This window comes from Aeromonas sp. R4-2, assembly GCF_040908295.1.
Lineage (GTDB): Bacteria > Pseudomonadota > Gammaproteobacteria > Enterobacterales > Aeromonadaceae > Aeromonas > Aeromonas veronii.
This window is the reverse complement of sequence record NZ_JBFODL010000025.1, coordinates 1-18,531: the sequence shown is the minus strand read 5'-3', so window position 1 is coordinate 18,531 and position 18,531 is coordinate 1. Positions and strand designations below refer to the sequence as shown.

Annotated in this window: 14 protein-coding genes and 2 tRNA genes; 8 read left to right on the top strand and 8 right to left on the bottom strand. The window is 56.6% G+C overall.

The window, feature by feature from the left end:
* Positions 1–11 precede the first annotated feature (11 nt).
* Both AB5Y99_RS19580 and AB5Y99_RS19575 read left to right on the top strand, forming a co-directional pair.
* Positions 12–1,103, top strand: coding sequence for a porin (locus tag AB5Y99_RS19580; RefSeq protein ID WP_368210617.1), 1,092 nt, complete (start codon positions 12–14; stop codon positions 1,101–1,103).
* A 173-nt stretch (positions 1,104–1,276) separates the two neighbouring features.
* On the top strand, positions 1,277–1,912 hold the full coding sequence (locus tag AB5Y99_RS19575) for a murein L,D-transpeptidase catalytic domain family protein (protein ID WP_335863261.1): 636 nt from the start codon (positions 1,277–1,279) through the stop codon (positions 1,910–1,912).
* A gap of 77 nt (positions 1,913–1,989) precedes the next feature.
* On the opposite strand, the gene AB5Y99_RS19570 is transcribed toward AB5Y99_RS19575, so the two are convergent.
* Entirely contained in the window at positions 1,990–2,421 is a 432-nt protein-coding gene (locus AB5Y99_RS19570) for a universal stress protein (protein WP_005335309.1), read from the bottom strand.
* Between the two features lie 188 nt (positions 2,422–2,609).
* On the opposite strand from AB5Y99_RS19570, the gene AB5Y99_RS19565 reads away from it, so the two are divergent.
* Positions 2,610–3,353 carry a hypothetical protein gene (locus AB5Y99_RS19565; protein ID WP_368210819.1) on the top strand — a complete coding sequence of 248 codons (744 nt, stop codon included), beginning with the start codon at positions 2,610–2,612 and terminating at the stop codon, positions 3,351–3,353.
* 120 nt (positions 3,354–3,473) lie between these two features.
* Here AB5Y99_RS19565 and AB5Y99_RS19560 read toward each other — a convergent pair whose 3' ends face one another.
* Positions 3,474–3,926 carry an RNA methyltransferase gene (locus AB5Y99_RS19560; protein WP_043820904.1) on the bottom strand — a complete coding sequence of 151 codons (453 nt, stop codon included), beginning with the start codon at positions 3,924–3,926 and terminating at the stop codon, positions 3,474–3,476.
* A gap of 204 nt (positions 3,927–4,130) precedes the next feature.
* On the opposite strand from AB5Y99_RS19560, the gene AB5Y99_RS19555 reads away from it, so the two are divergent.
* Together AB5Y99_RS19555 and AB5Y99_RS19550 are read left to right on the top strand one after the other, a co-directional pair.
* Complete coding sequence (locus AB5Y99_RS19555) at positions 4,131–5,222, top strand: PfkB family carbohydrate kinase (protein ID WP_042080063.1); 1,092 nt, start codon at positions 4,131–4,133, stop codon at positions 5,220–5,222.
* Positions 5,216–6,124, top strand: coding sequence for a pseudouridine-5'-phosphate glycosidase (locus tag AB5Y99_RS19550; RefSeq protein ID WP_167557001.1), 909 nt, complete (start codon positions 5,216–5,218; stop codon positions 6,122–6,124). Before AB5Y99_RS19555 ends, AB5Y99_RS19550 begins: the two co-directional genes overlap by 7 nt.
* An 86-nt stretch (positions 6,125–6,210) precedes the next feature.
* Here the strand turns inward: AB5Y99_RS19550 and AB5Y99_RS19545 are convergent, their stop codons facing one another.
* Positions 6,211–6,936, bottom strand: a complete 726-nt coding sequence (locus AB5Y99_RS19545; protein WP_368210817.1) for a carbonic anhydrase — start codon at positions 6,934–6,936, stop codon at positions 6,211–6,213.
* A 418-nt stretch (positions 6,937–7,354) separates the two neighbouring features.
* Here AB5Y99_RS19545 and AB5Y99_RS19540 point away from each other — a divergent pair, with 418 nt between their 5' ends.
* Positions 7,355–8,332 carry a cytochrome-c peroxidase gene (locus tag AB5Y99_RS19540; protein ID WP_064339529.1) on the top strand — a complete coding sequence of 326 codons (978 nt, stop codon included), beginning with the start codon at positions 7,355–7,357 and terminating at the stop codon, positions 8,330–8,332.
* Positions 8,333–8,383: 51 nt separating this feature from the next.
* On the opposite strand, the gene AB5Y99_RS19535 is transcribed toward AB5Y99_RS19540, so the two are convergent.
* The 3 genes from AB5Y99_RS19535 to AB5Y99_RS19525 all read right to left on the bottom strand — a co-directional run bounded on the left by AB5Y99_RS19535 (position 8,384) and on the right by AB5Y99_RS19525 (position 10,240).
* A complete protein-coding gene (locus AB5Y99_RS19535; RefSeq protein WP_368210616.1) occupies positions 8,384–9,658 on the bottom strand; it encodes an alpha/beta fold hydrolase in 1,275 nt (424 codons plus the stop codon).
* Positions 9,659–10,084: 426 nt separating this feature from the next.
* Positions 10,085–10,160: transfer RNA gene (locus AB5Y99_RS19530), tRNA-Asn, on the bottom strand.
* Positions 10,161–10,164: 4 nt separating this feature from the next.
* Positions 10,165–10,240, bottom strand: a tRNA-Phe gene (locus AB5Y99_RS19525).
* 265 nt (positions 10,241–10,505) lie between these two features.
* Here AB5Y99_RS19525 and rraB point away from each other — a divergent pair.
* On the top strand, positions 10,506–10,841 hold the full coding sequence (gene rraB / locus AB5Y99_RS19520) for a ribonuclease E inhibitor RraB (RefSeq protein ID WP_026034893.1): 336 nt from the start codon (positions 10,506–10,508) through the stop codon (positions 10,839–10,841).
* 63 nt (positions 10,842–10,904) lie between these two features.
* Here the strand turns inward: rraB and AB5Y99_RS19515 are convergent, their stop codons facing one another.
* Positions 10,905–12,860: an EAL domain-containing protein gene (locus AB5Y99_RS19515; RefSeq protein WP_162518413.1), complete on the bottom strand. Its 1,956-nt coding sequence runs from the start codon at positions 12,858–12,860 to the stop codon at positions 10,905–10,907.
* A 185-nt stretch (positions 12,861–13,045) separates the two neighbouring features.
* Between AB5Y99_RS19515 and AB5Y99_RS19510 the strand changes: the two genes are divergently transcribed.
* Entirely contained in the window at positions 13,046–13,540 is a 495-nt protein-coding gene (locus AB5Y99_RS19510) for a hypothetical protein (RefSeq protein ID WP_005335330.1), read from the top strand.
* Positions 13,541–13,610: 70 nt separating this feature from the next.
* On the opposite strand, the gene AB5Y99_RS19505 is transcribed toward AB5Y99_RS19510, so the two are convergent.
* Positions 13,611–18,500: a choice-of-anchor K domain-containing protein gene (locus tag AB5Y99_RS19505; RefSeq protein ID WP_368210613.1), complete on the bottom strand. Its 4,890-nt coding sequence runs from the start codon at positions 18,498–18,500 to the stop codon at positions 13,611–13,613.
* Positions 18,501–18,531: the final 31 nt, after the last annotated feature.

Here is an 18,531-nt window from a genome sequence, read left to right as displayed (position 1 = left end):
GAATAACGCATATGAAGAAGTCTGCACTGACTATTGCCATCTCCAGCCTGCTGCTGGCGAGCGGCGCCCATGCCGCTACCGTTTACAACCAGAACGATACCAAACTGGATATCGGCGGCCGTGCACAAGGTGCTTACTACGGTACTGACGACAACGGTTCCGAAGGTGACCAGAGCTACTTCCGTCTGCACGTTGCTGGCGAGACCAAGATTGCTCCCGAGATGAAGGCGTTCGGCTTTGCCGAGTACAACCTGCCGACTTCCGGTTCTGACAACGACGAGCTGCGTTATGCCTATGCCGGCATCAAGCACGACCGTTTCGGCGCCTTCAGCTATGGTCGTCAGGATGGCCTGTTCACCAAGGCCGTCAACAACTATACCGACGTTCTGCCTGAGTGGGGCGGTGACGGCCTGGGCAAAGATACCGAAGTATTCGGCACCGGCCGTACCAACGGTCTGGCCCAGTACATCTATAACTACCAGGGTCTGACTCTGGGTGCCCAGTTCACTGGTAATAATGATCCGCAGAATGCAGATCGTTCCAACTTCAAAGATGTAAATGGCCAAACTACTTGGAACAAGAAAGGTTCCAAAGAAGGCTTCGCAGTATCTGCCAACTACGATTTCGATATGGGCCTGAGCCTGGGTGCTGCCTATAACCAGGCTGGCAAGACTGACGAGCAAGCTCGCTACGCCGCCTTCGGTGGTGACAAGGATGCCAAGCTGATGGGCTTCGGCGCCAAATATGCAACTGGCGACCTCTACCTGGCTGCAACCTACTCCCACGGTGAAGACCACCTGTTCGTCAACAACGGCTACGCCGAGAAGATGGATGGCTACGAAGCCGTTGCCCAGTACACCATCGGCAAGTTCAAGCCTTCTCTGGCCTACCTGCGCACTGACGTGAAAGACTCTGCTCGCGGTATCGATGATACCTACACCGAGTACGTATCTATCGGTGCCTGGTACAACTTCACCGAGAACTTCAACGCCTACGTTGATTACAAGCTGAACCTGCTGGACTCCGTAGATGGCAAGTCCACCAACTCTCTGGGCAAGAACACCGATGACGTAGTCGCGGTTGCCCTGCAGTACAACTTCTAAGTAATTGGAAGTCAGTTATACCCTGTGATACCAATGTCTACTGTTTGAATTACTTCCGGCCGCTCTGCGGCCGGTTTTTTATTGCGCCTTTTCAGCACCTTGCATATAACTATCGAGCGGATTGATGGCAATATCCGCGTCGTTGACAGGGAGTGACAAGGAGATATTCACGGATGAGACAAGCGCGCGGGAACATAGACTGGCAACGCGGATGGCTGTTGTTGCCACTGCTGTTGATATCGCTCATCTGGAGCAGCACGGCAGATGCCAGCTGGGATCAGAGCCTCTATCGTCAACTGGGTCTGGCCGGCAAGCTGGATAAACAGACCTTTCGTCAGGCATTCAACAGTTATCAAACTGTGCGCCACAAACGCAAACCCATTCTCACCATCATCGATTACAGCAAGCCATCCACCCAGCGCAGACTGTTTGTCATCGATATGAAACGCCACAAGCTGCTTTATCACACCTGGGTCAGCCATGGCCGCAACTCAGGTGAACTGGCCGCAAAACACTTTTCCAACCAGCTCAACTCCCGCCAAAGTTCCCTCGGCGTCTATCGCACCGCAGAAACCTATCTGGGCAAACATGGCTACTCCCTGCGGCTGGACGGGCTCAGCCCCGGCAAGAACAGCAATGCCCGCAAGCGTGCCATCGTAGTACATGGCGCCGCCTATGCCAGCCCGACCCATCTGCGCAAATATGACAAGCTGGGCCGCAGCTGGGGTTGCCCTGCCCTGCCCAAAGAGCAGGCCAGGGCCATCATAGATACCATCAAGGGAGGGAGTGTCATCTACGCTCACGGCTAGCGGGCACAACACCAGAAAACGCAAGGCCAGCAATCGCTGGCCTTGTTTGTTACGCTTTTCACACTAAACGTGGCGCGTTATTGGCGCACCACCAGTACCGGACAGGGTGCATGACGCACCACAGACTCGGCGACACTGCCTACCAGCAGATGGCTGATACCAGAGCGACCGTGGCTGCCCATCACGATCAGCTCAACCTCATCCTCCTTGGCCTGAATGACAATTTCATCGGCGGCGCGGCCAAAGCGAATATCAAAGGTGGCCGGAATCGGCAGGGTGGCAACCAGCTCTTTGAGCTGGGTTCTGGCCTGACGCTCCATCTCGTGAGTGATCTCGATGGCCGTCATATGAAGGATCTTGTAACTGTCAAAACCGTGTAGTTGATCAACCACGTGGATCAGCTTGAGCTGGGCCTGATGGCTCTGTGCCATGAAAACGGCGTAGTCGAGTACCGCGCGAGACATTTGGGAAAAATCGACTGGACAGAGCAGAGTCTTGATCGATGGCATAATGCAGTCTCCTCTACTGATTGGGGTGCTATTGAATCTTTACTCGATCATAACGATCCGACCGTAAATAACCCTCGACCCTGTCGCAAAATGGAGATGCGAGATGTTTTCTCCGCCCGCCGCGATCAATGCATGGTATAAATCAGGTGATAAATGCTCTCCTCACCCCTGCGAGGATAATGCTGACCATGCTGCGCATCGGTTGTTTGCTGCTTTGCTCTCTGTGTGCGATCGCCCACGCTAGCACAGCCGATATTCACGTCTATTGCGATGGCTGGCCCGGTTTCTGCCAACCGGATGGCCGCGGTATCTATCTCGATCTGGTGCGAACCATCTACCAACCCCACGGCTATCAGATCGTGCCCCATATCGTGCCCTACAAACGCGCCGTCGCCATGGTAGCCAGGCAAGAGGGGGATATGGCGATGAGTGTCTATCTGGACGAGATCAAGGGGGTCAGGCAGCCCCATCAGCCAGCCTCCGCCGATGATGTGACCGTCTTCATGCTCAAGCAGTGGCAGCCGCAATGGCGGGGAGAGCGCAGTCTGGAAGGCGAGGCCGTCCTCTGGCGGCGAGGATGGGTGCTGGATAAATATCTTCCGGTCACCATGCAGTGGCACGAGATCGACAGTCATGAGATGGCTCTGCAGCTGATTGACAAGGGGCGCTATCGCTATTACCTGACCGCTGGCGTGCTGCATTCCGCCGATGAGACCCCAGCCAATATGTACCGCACTATTTTGCGCTGGATCCCGACTTACCCCATTTTTACCGATACCGAACAGGGCGACCGGCTACTACAGCTGTGGGATCAGGAGATGGTGAATCTGATCCGTCGCGGCACGCTGGCCGAGATATATCGCCGTTATCATCTCTATGACTACTACCGCGACTTTCTCGAGGAGCAGGCGGTCAAGACCGGCGAAAACTGATCCCACCATAGGGGAAAGAGAAGGATGCCGCAGCCCCGTCAACAGCGGCCACCGCCAGCAACCAGTCTATGAGCAACACCGTTTCCATTACGGTTTGAGTCACCGTTGCCACGCCACAGCTCAGGGTTGCCGGAACCCCTTCGCCAAGCGGTCATAGAGGATCACATTGACCGAGGCGGCCAGATTCATGCAGCCTCGGGTCGGCACATAGACCACATCTTTCACCGCGCCATAGAGGGCGGGATCGAGCGTGCCATCCTCCGGCCCGAAGATATAAAAAGCCCGTTCCGGATGGACATAGTCGGGGAGCGGTGTAGCGCCGTCGATCAGATCAACCACCACGGGCACGCATCCCTGCGGGATAAACGCCATCAGGTCATCCACCCCGAGCAGCGGGATCTTCTCCACCATCTGCTTGGTATCGGTGGCAAAGCGGCGCGCCAACTCGAAGCGGTTGCCGGTGTAGTAGACCTCGTCCACCCCGTAACAACCCGCAGCCCGCATCACAGAGCCGACATTTTCCGGAGACTTGGGATTGACCAGCCCCACGCAGCAGAATGCACTCTTTTCCATCATCTCTCCTCATCTTGCGGCGGCCATTATAAGCCGTTGCAGGGCCATCGACCCGTTAAAAGTCCCCTCCCCGGCTAAACCGCTTGCCAACCCAGCTTTGAATGTCGATTTTTTGTGCGCAATCCGACAAATTTTGTACAAGCCGATAGCCAGCAAACGTTTCCCAGCAATAATGGACAAACGTTTGTAAATGGATGTTTGTCTATGACTGAGCGTGAACAAGAGATCCTCGCCCTGCTGCGTCAGGATCCCATGATTGCCCAGCAGGAGCTGGCCGATCGCCTTGGCATCAGCCGCTCCGCGCTGGCCAGCCACATCTCCAGCCTGATCCGGCAGGGATATGTGCAAGGCAGAGGTTATGTACTGCGAGAGGGCCCCTACGTGGTGGTGATCGGCGGTGCCAATATGGATATTTGCGGCACCAGCCATGACAACCTGCTGCTTGGCGACTCCAACCCGGGCAAGGTGCGCACCTCGGCCGGTGGTGTTGGCCGCAATATCGCCGAGAATCTGGCGCGGCTCGGCAGCGATACTCGGCTGCTGACTGCGGTCGGCAACGACCAGTATGGCCACCATCTATTGGAGGTGAGCCAGCGGGCTGGCGTCGATGTGCGCCAGACCCTGGTGCTCGATGGCCACACTACCTCTTGCTACCTCAGCCTGCATGATGGTAGCGGCGAAATGAGCTGCGCCATCAATGACATGGCCATCATAGAGCAACTCACCCCTGCCCGCCTGACCCCCCTCGCAGGCTTTCTCGGCGGTGCCCGGCTTTGGGTGCTCGATACCAATCTGGCCATCCACACCCTCGACTGGCTGTTCGAGCGACAGGGGGAGCACGCCATCTTTGTCGATACCGTTTCGGTGGCCAAGGTGGAGAAGATCCGCCCCTGGCTTGGCAAGATCCACACCCTCAAACCCAATCGCAGTGAAGCCGAGCAGTTGTGCGGCATGACCATCGCCGGGCCCGAAACCTGGCCCATGGTAGCCGCCTGGTTCCACCGCGCCGGGGTCAAGCGGCTGTTCCTCAGTCTGGGTGAACAGGGGATCTTCTACAGCGATGGCGAGCAGCAGGGTCACCTGCCGGTGCTGGGCAGTCCGGTACTCAACGTCACCGGCGGCGGGGATGCCTTTATGGCTGGCCTCGCCCACGCCTGGCTGCAACAGCTCGACATTGCCCAAACCACCCGCTTTGCCCTGGGCTGCGCCGCCCTCACCGTCAATTGTTCCGATACCGTTTTTTCCGGTCTGAGCAAGACCGCCGTTGACCGCATACTGGAGGAGTACTCATGCTGAACGCTTACCTCGATATCCAACCGGAAGTGGCTGCCGCGCTGGCTGCCGGCAAACCGGTGGTTGCCCTCGAATCCACCATCATCTCCCACGGCATGCCCTATCCGCAGAACGTGGAGACGGCCCGTCAGGTGGAGCAGGTGGTGCGCGACAACGGTGCCATTCCGGCCACCATCGCCATCCTCGATGGCCGCCTCAAGGTGGGTCTCGATGCGGGTGCACTGGAAGCGCTCGGCCGGGCAGGCCACAGCGTGACCAAGTGCAGCCGCCGCGACATTCCATTCGTACTGGCGCGCAAGGGGATGGGGGCCACCACGGTCGCCTCCACCATGATCATCGCTGCCATGGCGGGGATCCGGGTCTTTGCCACCGGTGGCATTGGCGGGGTACATCGCGGCGCGCAGGAGACCTTCGATATCTCGGCCGATCTGCAGGAGTTGGCACAAACGCCGGTGGCTGTAGTCTGTGCGGGGGCCAAATCAATTCTCGATATCGGGCTGACTCTGGAGTATCTGGAGACGCAAGGGGTGCCGGTGATCGGCTATCAGACCGAAGAGTTGCCCGCTTTCTACACCCGCGAGAGCGGCTTCAAGGTTGATTATCGACTGGAGAGTCCGGCAGCCATCGCCGAGGCGCTGCGCCTCAAGTGGGAGCTGGGACTGGCGGGCGGCGCCGTGGTGGCCAACCCCATCCCGAGCGCACACGCCATGCCAAAAGCCGATATCGACGCAGCCATTGCCCAAGCGCTGCGTGAAGCCGATGAGCAGGGGATCAAGGGCAAGGCGTCAACCCCCTTCCTGCTGGCACGTGTCTGCGAGCTGACTGGCGGCAACTCGCTGGCGGCCAACATCCAGCTGGTGCTGAACAACGCGGCGCTCGGTGCCCGGATCGCTGCCAGCCTCTGATCGCACGCCGATACCTCGCCATGTAAAAGAGGGCCTTGCGGCCCTCTTGTTGTTTTTGCTATCTGCAGTGCTATTGCAACGCTGTGTTATTGCAGCACCACGCGCCCATTGAGGGGCTGCACCGGCCGGTTGTTGGGGTGGTGCATCACCGCCTTGAATGCGTCGATCTGGGCCTGACTGACCTCGACCGGCTGCTTCATCACCAGCCAGCGCACTCCTTCCGAGCAGGGAGGCGTAGTAAGGGAACCGCTGAAGCGATAGTAGTCACGATTCTCAGGCAGTAGTTGCTCAGCAGAGAGCGGCGCCTTGAGGGCCTGGGTCTCCCCCACCTTGGCCGGTAATGCACTCCAGGCAGCCGCCAGCACCGGATTGGCCTTGCCAGCCTCGAACATCACCGCCACCACGGCGATCTCTCCCTTGTCACTGACGTGTACCAGATGCCCTTCCAGCGGATAGGATTTGCCCTCGATGAGGTTCTCACTCGGGGCGTGGAAGTGGAACTGCTTGAGTTCAAACGTGGTGCCATCGAGTTGCAAGGTGCTACCCGGGGCATAACCGACCTGCACGGTATGACCGTTGTTGACCACTGTATTGCCACCCGCCTTATAGTGGAGTACCAGCGGGGCCAGTTTGGCCTCGACCAATCCGCTCAGGTCAACCGGCGACTGATTGCTGCCCGCACACTGACCAAACTCAGGGGTCAGCTTGGCCCAGTGGGCAGGCCCCGCCTCACCGCTATATTCCCAATGGGGGGTGGCAGCAAACACGACAGGGCACAGCAACAGGGAGCAGGCCAACAGAGACTTTCTCATCATACATCCTTATCTTGATTGAAAAGCACGACCATCCGGCGCCGCTCCAAAGAACAAGACGACAGAGGGTGTTGAAACGCAGGGTACAATTTGCTCATCCTGTCGGTTTATTATTAATGATGCATTTGATAGGTATTTATTTAACGGCAGAATGGCAAAGCATATTGAATAATCGCTTTATTCAATGACAGCAATCTAATTAATCGCCTGTTCATTTTCTTTGCTTCGCACATAATCCAGGCATGATGCTAACTCCATACTCTCCTCTTAATTATCCTGCCCCCATTTTGCCAACAAATCATATATGATTGTTTTTATTGTAAATAATCAAGCAAGGCTGATTTTGATCAATTAATGAACAGCGCTTTAACGTCATCCTTGTCTTGCTGGCATAAACAGCTTCAAGGGAGATGACGCAATGAGAAAATATTGTTTGCTAGTGGCACTGATATTACCCGGTGCCGGTTGGGCGAATGAACCCATACAGCCCGTGGAACCAGCCAAGGTGACAAACCCGGAAAAAGTCGAGTTGGGCAAGATGCTGTTTTTCGAGCCAAGACTCTCCAAATCCGGCGCAATCTCTTGTAACTCCTGCCATAACCTGGCGACCGGAGGGGTGGATAATCAAGTCAGCTCACTCGGCCATAAATGGAAAGTGGGCCCTATTAATTCACCGACCGTACTCAACTCCAGCCTCAACTTCGTGCAGTTCTGGGATGGTCGCGCCAAGGATCTGAAAGAGCAGGCGGCGGGCCCCATCGCCAACCCACTGGAGATGGCATTTACCCACAATCTGGCGGTCGAAACTCTGCATACCCTGCCTGGCTATCGTACCCGCTTCAGCGCCGTTTATGGCAAGGACAACTTCGGCATTGACGAGGTCACCGATGCCATCGCTGCTTTTGAAGAGACCCTGGTTACCCCCAATGCCCCGTTTGACCGCTGGTTGAAAGGGGATAGCAAGGCACTGACCGCACAACAGCTGAAAGGGTATGAACTGTTCAAAGCCAAAGGATGCACGGCATGCCACAACGGGGTCGCTATCGGCGGCAACTCTTATCAGAAGATGGGACTGGTCAAGAGTTACAAAACGGATAACCCGGCTCAGGGTCGCGGGGCAGTCACCGGAGAGAAGCAGTTCATCGGCTGGTTCAAGGTACCCACCCTGCGTAATATCGAGCTGACTTATCCCTACTTCCACGATGGTGCAGTATGGGATCTGAAAGAGGCAGTCCAGATCATGGCTGATATCCAGCTGGGGCAGCGCCTCACAGATCAGGAAGCCGAAGATATGACTGCCTACCTAAAGAGCCTGACCGGTGAGCAGCCGCAGATCGTGTTGCCACAACTCCCACCGTCACAACCTGATACCCCCAAACCAGAGGTAAAAAGCTGATAAAAACAACAGGGGCCGTGGCCCCTGTTGTCTGCTACCTTACCGGACGATTCAGCGATCCCGATTCAGGGTGATCAGACGATCAAGAATCGCTTCACCATCGGCACGCAAACCGTTGTGCTCATACTCATTGGTGATCCAGGCGCGACTGTTGCCAAGACCACGCAGAGTTTCGCGACTGTAGTCAAACTCCACATACATATCCTCGGCATAAACGGCGCATGCTACCGGCACCTGGTTGCGGGCCAGCTGGGCCGGGTCATAGAGCGCCCCCCAGTCCGCCTTGTTTGCCAGCAGATAGGCCGCCTCTTTCAGGGGCAGCAACTCGCGGTACTGCTCGAACATCCAGGGGTAAACCATCTCGCCGGTGAAGGCGAAATCCTTGCCGGGCGCCCAGTTCACCGCAGGAAACTCCCCTCTGACCCGATCTGCCGCCCAGCGAGTCGCCTCCCCTTCGGCGTAGATAGCCTCGTGCAGAATGGCAAACAGCGGGTTGGTATTGAATGGCTGCATGCTCTGCACCTGATAGAGAAAGGCCGGGCTCAGCTTGTCACCGATAAAGGCCTCTTCCAGCAGGTAATAAAGCTCCTCGAAAGCACCCGTAGCACCGAGATCCAGCCCCTGCTGCTGGAACTGCTCCACCGTCAGGCGCTGACCGTTGGGCAGCCGCACATCGTGCTGGTGCAGATGGTTGGCCAACCGGTTGGCAATCCCCTGAGCGTGGGGGAAGCGGGCGAAGAAGGCTCGGTTCTTGTCAGCCACCCGCTGATAGGTGGCGCGGTAAACCTCCTCGGCGCTGCGGCCAATCGGCGCGATGCCGCCGGTGATATAGACCTCCCGCAGGCTATCGGGGAAGAGCGAGAGATAGGTCAGGCAGCAAAAGCCGCCAAAGCTCTGACCCAGCAGGCTCCAGCGATGCTTGGGGCTGAGCTCCTGCCGGATGAACTCGGCATCTTGCACTATGCTGTCGGCGCGAAAATGGCTGAGATACTCCGCCTGCTCGGTCGGTGTCATTTTGGCCAGAATCTGCCCGTGAATTGAGCTCGACATCCCGGTGCCACGCTGATCCAGCAGCAGCACTCTGAACTCCTGCAACGCCCGCTTGAGCCAACCACTGTTGGCCGTCGGGCGCGGTGCCCCGAATCCCGGCCCACCTTGCAGAAACAGCAGCCAGGGCAACTTCTCATCGAGCTTGTCTTTACGGCAGAGGGTACGGGCAAAGAGGGTAATGCTGTCACCATCCGGCTCATCATGATCGAGGGGAACAGTAAAAAAGTGCGGCTCGCAATGAATGCCGTCCAGTACATAGCTCAAGGGGCTGTTCATCTGGGGTCTCTCCGTCAGGATGGGAACATCATTGACCACATCATAGCCCCGCCCAGCCACAGGGTCACTCCGGTTTTCCAAAATGTTAACAATGGCTTAAAGGTCGAAACATCACCCGACAAGCCGCTCTTCAACGGTGCTGAATTAATTGTTTTGCGGGGGAGATTGACGCCATGGCGCCATTCAACAAAGATGGCTCGCCTGCACAGGAGTGCAGCCATTCAGGCCGACAAAATGGATAAGGGAATGTGATGAAACCGAAGTGGATCAGGGCCAGAAAAAGAGAGAAGAAGCCATGCCCTGGCAGCATGTTGCAAACCGGAATGCTGCTGTTCAGTGCCACCTGTGGCGCGACGCTCTTTTTGGCAGCATGCAACAGCAACTAGAAATGAAAAATCCCGCTCGATTGAGCGGGCTTTTCGAATTTGGCTCCTCCTACTGGACTTGAACCAGTGACATACGGATTAACAGTCCGCCGTTCTACCGACTGAACTAAGGAGGAATTGTGGTGCCCAGAGACGGAATCGAACCGCCGACACGGGGATTTTCAATCCCCTGCTCTACCGACTGAGCTATCTGGGCAACGGCGCGCATTAAACCCTTTCCTGCGCAGAGTGTCAACCATGATGGCACGATAAAAAGCGCGTTCGCTCAACAACCGAACGAAGCGGCCATTTATTATCCATTTCAGTCCTGTTTGCCATACTCGCTGTCCTCTGAACACCCTGCAGGCTGCGCCAATATGATGGAAATTCGAGGTTCAGTGGGTCCGCCGCATTGAGCCGAATCCACTCTGCGAGTATGCTTTGCCGCAATGATACCGCCTGGAGGCAACATGAGTCTGAATATGCAAGAGTGGCGTGATGAGACCACCGAGATCGTCAACGAACTGCTGGCCGATGGCAGCAATCCCGATGCGGATTACGACATCGAGCACCACTTCGCCTGCCAGGATTTCGACCGTCTGGAAAAAGCAGCGGTTGACCTGTTCAAGGCCGGTTTTGAAGTGACCGATGCCGAAGAGATGGAGCTGGATGACGGCGCCACTATCTTCTGCTTCGATGCCACCATCGAGTGCAAGCTGAATGTCGAAGCGATCGTCGCCGATATCGCCAAGATGCTGCCCATCCTGGAAAAATATGGGGTGGATTACGATGGCTGGGGCACCTACTTCCAGGATTGATCCTGCCTCCATCGTAAAACAACAAGGCCACCTTGCGGTGGCCTTGTTGTTTCTGACGATCTCTCACACCAGATAGCTGGCAGCAAACTCCGCCGGCGGCAGTGGGCGACTGAACAGATAGCCCTGAAGCCGATCACACCCCGCCTCGGTCAACCACAGCTGCTGCTCGGGTGTCTCTACCCCTTCGGCCGTGATCCGGATCCCCAGCTCATGGCCCAACCCGATGACCGAACGCACGATAGCGGTGGTCGCGCTATTGCTGGCCAGCCCCTGAGTGAAGCTGCGATCCAGCTTGAGGGTCGCCACCTGCAAACGCGGCAGATAGGCCAGTGAACAGTAACCGGTACCAAAGTCGTCGATGGCCAACTGAAAACCGGCGGCAATCAGGTTGTCGAGGTTGGTCTCAATCTCGTCGGCGTTCTCCATCAGTACCCCTTCGGTGATCTCCAGCTCCAGTTGACTGGCCTTGAGACCATGGCGAGCGATGCAGGCAGAGACCCGCTCACAAAGCGCCGGATCACGGAACTGCAGCGGCGAAAGGTTGATGGAGAGCACCATATCCGGCTGCGCAGTTTGCCACTGCGCCAGCTGAGCACAGCCCTGTTCCAGCATCAGCTGACCAAGCTGACCGATGATCCCCATCTCTTCCGCCAACGGAATGAATTCGTCGGGGGAGATCATCCCAAGCTCGGGATGGGGCCAGCGACAGAGCAGCTCGGCGCCATGCAGCCGGTGAGTGCGGGTACAGATGATCGGCTGATAGACGGCAACCAGCTGGGCGGACTTGATGGCGAGCGGCAACTGGGCGGCGATCAGCTGACGCCGCTTGAGCCGGGCATGCAGCTCGGGATCAAACAGGGTGCAGTACTGCTGCTGCCGTTTGCCCTGCGCCAGCGCAGCCTCGGCATGACTGAGCAACCGCTCGGCATCGCTTGCCCTCCCCTGGGCCAGCCCGAGAAACACCGGGATCTGGATGCGGTGATCTTCCACCTGATAATGCTCCATCAACTGCTGCTGCAGATGCTGGCTCCACCCCTGCAATGGCTCATTGAAATCCGGCAACAACAGGCTGAAGTCATCGGCAGCGACCCGACAGAGCAGAGAACGCGGCGGTACCAGCTGCTGCAACCGCTTGGCCACCTGGCTCAGCAGTCGATCGGCAATCCGGATCCCGAAGCGATCGTTGATTTCACGAAAATGGTGCAGATCAACCAGCACCAGCGTGGCACTGCGTCCCCCAAGATGGCGGCTGGTCTGCAAGAATCGGGAGAGTTTGAGCAGTCCGGTCAGACTGTCGTAGTGCTGCTCCTGCTGCAACTGCGCCTGAGTGGTGCGCAGGCCGGTGATGTCACGCCCCAGCGTCAGGATCCCGAGGGAGTGGCCATCACCATCGGGGACATCGACCCGGGTGATCTCCATGTGTCGACCCTGCCCGCTGGCATCCAGCAGACAACACTCGCCATGACCCATCCCCTGCGGCGCCGCCAGCCGGAACGGCAGTTGCTGACCCAGCACCTCATCCGCCCCCTGGCCGATAAAGTCGAGAAACGCCTGATTGCACTCCAGCAACACCCCGTTGTGATCATCGAAACGGATCAGGTCAGGAATAGCATCGAGCAGAAAACGCTGCAACAACTGCTGCTTTTTGACCGTCTGTTCCAGGCTCTTGCGCTGGGCAATCTCATTAACCACCCCGAATACTGCGCACGCTTCCCCCTGCGGGGTGTAAAGAGGCACCTTGTGCACCTCCATCCAGCAGGTATCACCACCCCGGTTGCAATGGAGCTGCTGATACAGCATCGGCACGCCTCCGGCAAGCAGCTGCTCATCCTCACTGCGAAAGAGATCGCCCCAGGGCATCTCTGCATCTGTCTTGCCGACTACCTCGGCAGGCGACTCCAGCTTGGCTTCACGGGCGAACTCACGATTGGCGAACAGGTAACGCCCATGACTATCCCGACAGAAGATACTCATTGGCAATTGGTCGATGATCTGCTGCAGCAGATCCGGGGTGAGCATGTTGGTCACAGGGGTGCTTATGGAGGAATTTCGAGCAAATCTATGATAGCAAACCAATTTTGTAAAGCACCCCGATCACCTCCCCATAACATCGAACGCTGGATGGTTGCTGACAGAGATTGTCGCTCCGGCGATAATAGGCGCCGGTTGGCCAATGGCCTGGTGATATGGACGAGAGAAACAAGATGAAAAAGATTATGGGGAGCGCATTGGCGCTGCTGCTGGTTGGTTGTGCTGGTGACAATAACGGCGGTGAGGAGTATCGCTACAACCCGCCAATTGCCAAGGCAACCAACAACACTCAGGAAATGGCGATCCCGGTGGATCTGGTGTGGGCTCGCGCCGAGAAGTGGTTCACCGATCACGGCCTCACCATCGAAAACAGCCAACGTGGCTCCGGCCTGATGACCGCCAACGTCAACCAGTCAGCCGACGGGCTGGAGTGGCTGGACTGCGGTACCATGGGTTCCAAAGTTGCACTGGGCAACCCGAACCTGCAGATCAACCTGATCATCACCCAGAGCGGCAACAGCAGCGTGGCCACCGTCAATGTCAAGGGCAACACAGAGCTGTTCTTCGTTGAATCCTCAGGCGAACGCGTACCGGCCCCGTCCATCAAGCCGGTCTGTGTCTCCCGCGGCACCCTGGAGCAGAGCCTGTTTGCCACCCTCGGCAACTGATTTCGCTTCCCTGCAAAGATAAAAAAAGCGGCAGATTGCTCTGCCGCTTTTTTATTGCCCCAAGTTGGGCTTACTTGTCGATATCGAGCATGTTGTTGGTCAACATGTAATCGATCACCTGATTGGCCGTGGTGCCAGAACCGCCCGTCAGACTGTCGAAGGTATGGTTCATCAGCACAATCTCCTGAGTCACCGGCGCAGTACTGCTCTCCTTGACCTGCAGGTGCACCCCTTCATTGTCCTGGAACACCGAGAGCAGACTCTTCAGATCGGTCGTACTGTGAGAACCATCGTGATCCAGCAGATCGCTCAGATCCAGCTTGTCTCCTTCCAAACGGTTGATGGTGCCTGACCCCTTGTTGAAGTCCATGATGTAATCCTTGGTCAGGGAGCCGGATACTGTATCCCCCTGATTCCAGACGAAAGTATCTGAACCGCCATCACCACGCATTACATCGTTGCCGAGCCCGCCGATCAGGATATCGTTCCCCAGACCGCCGCGCAGCGCATCGTTATGACTACCGCCATCGATGTAGTCGTCACCGGTACCGCCAAACAAGATATCGGAACCTGACTGCCCGTAGATTTTGTCATTGCCGCTGCCACCATTGACCACATCAGCTTTGCTACTGCTGACATCAACACTCAGCAACAGACCGTCGCCATCGAGCATGGCATCTGTGCCAGACAAGCTGCCTGTCATGATGTGATGAGCCTTGAGCTGATTTACCGTCAGTTGCAACGAATCGTCGGTACCGAATCCATCAGCCCCGGTTTTGCCTGCATAAATCACATCATTACCGCTGCCGGTTTCGATATGGTCATTGCCTGCACCGCTGCTGACGGTCTGGGCGGCACTTCCCTTGTTGTAGCTGGTACCGGCATGTATGTGGTCGGTACCGCCGTTACTGGTAGTGACTTCGCCCAGCAGATTACCGCCGAAGGAAACATCAAGACGGTCAGGATTAGCCGCTCTCTCGCCATTGCGTACCACGATAGAGTCGTTGAGGTCAGTACCATCTACCGTCAGCGGCAGATGAACCGGAACCCCGTTGCTGTCCACCGGATTGACGCTGATGGTCAAGGTGCTGTTGGTGGTATCGCCATCACCATCGCGCACGCTGTAGCTGAACACCTCGCGTGCATCAGCCGGGATCTGGCTGCCATTCTTGGTGACCTGATAGGTATAGGCACCGTTGGCCAGAATGGTCAGTACCCCGTACAGGCCAACTACCTGGGTACCCGCACCATTGGTATAGGTGGTCGAGCTGCTGCCGACTCCGTAGCCAATGACACTCAGACCACCATCAGCACCGGCAAGATCGTTGGCCAGCACATTGCCTGTGGTCTGTGGCAGCTGATAACCAGAACCCTCCACCAACTTGACGATCAGATCGAAGCTGTTGCTGGCATTCTCTTTGGTGTAGATAGTCTTCACCACGTTGCCACCCGCATCGCGGAAACCCAGTACCTCCAGCGTGTATGCCTTACCTTCAAAGTTGAAGGTAGCAGTCGTATTACCGATTGAGATGATGTCATCACCATTCCCCCATCTGTCATTGGGGGTTTCGTTATGATTGAAATTCACAACAAGTTTTATTGGCGTGACCCGTCCCAATGCATCAGTTACGGAGAAAGTAACCTCCATCGTTGCAGCACTGATAGCATCGTTATAAATCGGGTTGTTGTAATGAGTGAATGTGCCCAGTTTGATCTCTTCATTGATCGGAATTGCACCGTTCAACGCGGCATCATTGTCCATGAAACCGTAACCAGAGGGATTGTTACCGCCTCCCCAGCGAATTTGATCCAACCCAGAATCATTGTCATTGGAGTCCCCCCTAGTCACGGAGGATCCACCTCTCCAATCAGTCCAGTTTGCCTCGATACCACTCACATCAAACGAATCAACCAGAACGCTAACTCGGGCATCATCGACCACTGCAACCGGCACATCGTCACGCACAGCCAAGTCAAACGAGCCAGTGGCAGTCTCAGCTCCAGATTTGCTTACCTCATAGTTGACGGTAAAGCGCAGTTCGTCCTGGCTGGTCAACGCTGTGCTCTGACCATCCACTGTGTGGCTAAGCGGCTTGAGCAGAGTAAAGGTGTAGCTCGGTGGATTGGCACTGTTATCCACCGTCACAGTAAAGGCTACATTGGCGGGGTTGTTACCAAAGTACCCTTTGAGCCCCGCGCCATCCTGAACAACATTGACCGGCTGACCATCAATACCCGTCACCCCGCTCAGACCCGTGATGCCAACAAGTTTGAGTTGTACGCCAGAGACATTGCCACCACTGCCATCAGTCACCTGCAGCGACTGAGTCACAGAAAGCGGGCCGCTAGCAGGCATACCCACAGGCTCAGGCAAGTGTGCATTTCCGCCAGACAAACCATCCTCATCAACCAGACCATTGCCCAGTCGCACAGAGAGATCGTTGTCAGTAATGGTTCCGGCTCCGGTCACACCACCTACTGTCAGAGTCAAGGTTTCAGTCTGTTCTACCAACTTGTCATTCACTGTCGGCACTGACACGGTAAAGCTCGTCACACCAGCTGGTACTGAGATTTTGCCTGTGCTGCTGTTATAGGTAACACCGTGACTGAACTGCAGAGTTCCCCAGTCAGAGTTAGAGGCAGCATGAGTACCACTGCCCGCGATTGAGAGGCTGTACTCAGTCGCTACATTAGTCGCACCACTCAAGGTCACAACATGCTGCAAGGTAGCCCCTTCAACCACAGTGGCACTCAATACACCGGTTACATCAGGGCGCGCCAGCGGGTTGACAGCAAAGCTGCCTTGCGAGCCGTCACCGTCCCGATCATAGGCCTTGAAGGTGAAGTCGATGTCGCCATCACCAACCGGGCGCTGCATCTCTGCATACTGGAAGAATTCCCACTTGCCCGTTGCAGGCGTGAATTGCATCTTGAAGATCAAGCTGCCATCACTGGCCTTGCCAACCATGCTGTTGGCACCTTCCGCGGTAATGGTAATTGCCAGACCAGCTGCCGTTTTCAGACCCGTTTCAACGGTGCCGGTAACCAGCTCCAGACGCCCTTTACCATCAGCTCCCCATTGCGGTGCCACTGTCCCCGAGCCATAGGCAATTGCCTGCGGAGTAGAGGAGCCAAGGAACTCGATAGACTTGACTGTAAAGTCGCTGTTGTCCTTGACGTTGAACGAATTGCCGTTATCGGTTGCTTTGATCACCATGGTGTCAAAACCACCCTGCTGCACTTGGAAGTTCTGGTTGTACTCTCCACCCGCCGCATCCGACCTAAAGGGAAGTGTTGAGATCAGAACTCCATCACGGTAGAACTCGACCACACCACTCTCCAGCTCACCACCGAACATCTTGCTGAACTCGATCTTGGCACCGTAAGCCACAGTGCCAGCATCCAGTTTGATCACCAGCTCTTCAGATACCCCTGAGCCGTCGGCCAGTTTGCGGAAATCGACCTCGTTCTCAATATTGTGGTAAGGGGCTGTCGAGCTCTTGACACCAATGCCTTCGCTCGAGCCATTAACCAGCGCATCAGTCAGAGCAGTAGATGTTGAAGAGAGGAAACCTTTAGCCGTGATGGTGAACTTGCCACCATCAATGCTGGTGCTATTCCCGCTATAGCCGGTCATGCTGAACTTGCCGGTCAATACATCAGGAATACTGGTTTTCACCAGCGAAACCGCGGCAGCATCGCCAGCAATGGGGGCATCGTCCTCCACAGTGATAGGCAGACTGTCGGTAACGGTTGTTTTGCCATCCGATACGGACACACCCACCTTGAAGCTAAGCGCGTCTTCACTTTCCTTATCCGGATGATCAAGCGGCGCCTTGAGGGTCACCTCATAGCTCCAGTCACCCTTGGTGCTACCGGTAGGAGCGGTCAACTTGACATCAATGACCTCCTTGTAGTCCGCACCGCCTTGCATGCCGGTATAACCGGTCAACACTTTGGTAGTTGCATTCCAAGCCCACTGAATTACAGCGCCACCGGAAGTCAAAGCGGTGGAAGGAGCACTGAGAGTAACGTTTAGTGTGTCCTGACTATCTACATCCCCAACCGTGATCTTACCGCTAGCTACCACACTATCAGTGCTGTCGCTGTTGCCCACTGTATCCTTAATACCACCGGAAAGCCCCTCTTCTGAGAGGACAGCCCCGTTGGAGATGGACAGCGTCGGCAGATCGTTGACCGCATCTACCTTGATGGTCACGGTTGCGGGACTCGCATCCACGGCGCCGTCGTTGTCTACTGCCGCATAGTTGAAGCTGGTGTTGCCGTTCCAGTTCGCATTCGGAGTGAAGGTGAGCTTGCCGGCGTCCGCCACCGCAATGCTCTGATCCACGGTCACCGCAACCCCGTTCAGATAGAGGATGCCGTTGGCAGGCAGGCTCTTGATGGTGAAACTCACCACGTTGCCATCAATGTCGCTGCCACTGAGGGTCGGAATGGCGATGCTGGCTGCATCTTCCTGGCCGTTTGCCTGCTTGTTCGCCGTCTCCGGCGCTTCATTCAGGATCTGCGCGTTGTCGCTGCCCGGCAGTGAGACGTTGCCCGCCTTGTCGGTCTGGATCGCCGTCACCGTCAGCGACTTGCCGTTGGCCGGGGTCGTTTCCGTCCAGCTGATGGTGCCGTTCTGATAGCCGTAGCTCTTGCCATTGCTTGACAGCAGGGTGCCATCAGCCTTGAGCGTCAATTGGACAGTGCTGTTCACCCCACCATTGTTGATGGTCAGCATCACCTTGCCGCCTGCAACCAAGTCTGCGTGATTGATCCCTGCACGTACCTGGACCTGATCATTGCCAATCTCGGCCTTGGTCAGCATCTGGTCATTGTTGGCATCATCCACGATAACCACGGTCGGGGCATTGGGTGCCTGGGTGTCGGTGTCGGCTGTGTCGCTGCCGCCGGTGCCCGCGTTGCCCGCCAGGTCGGTGTAGCTGCCCTCGTTCACGGTGACGCTGGCAGTGCCTTCGAAGCCCGGG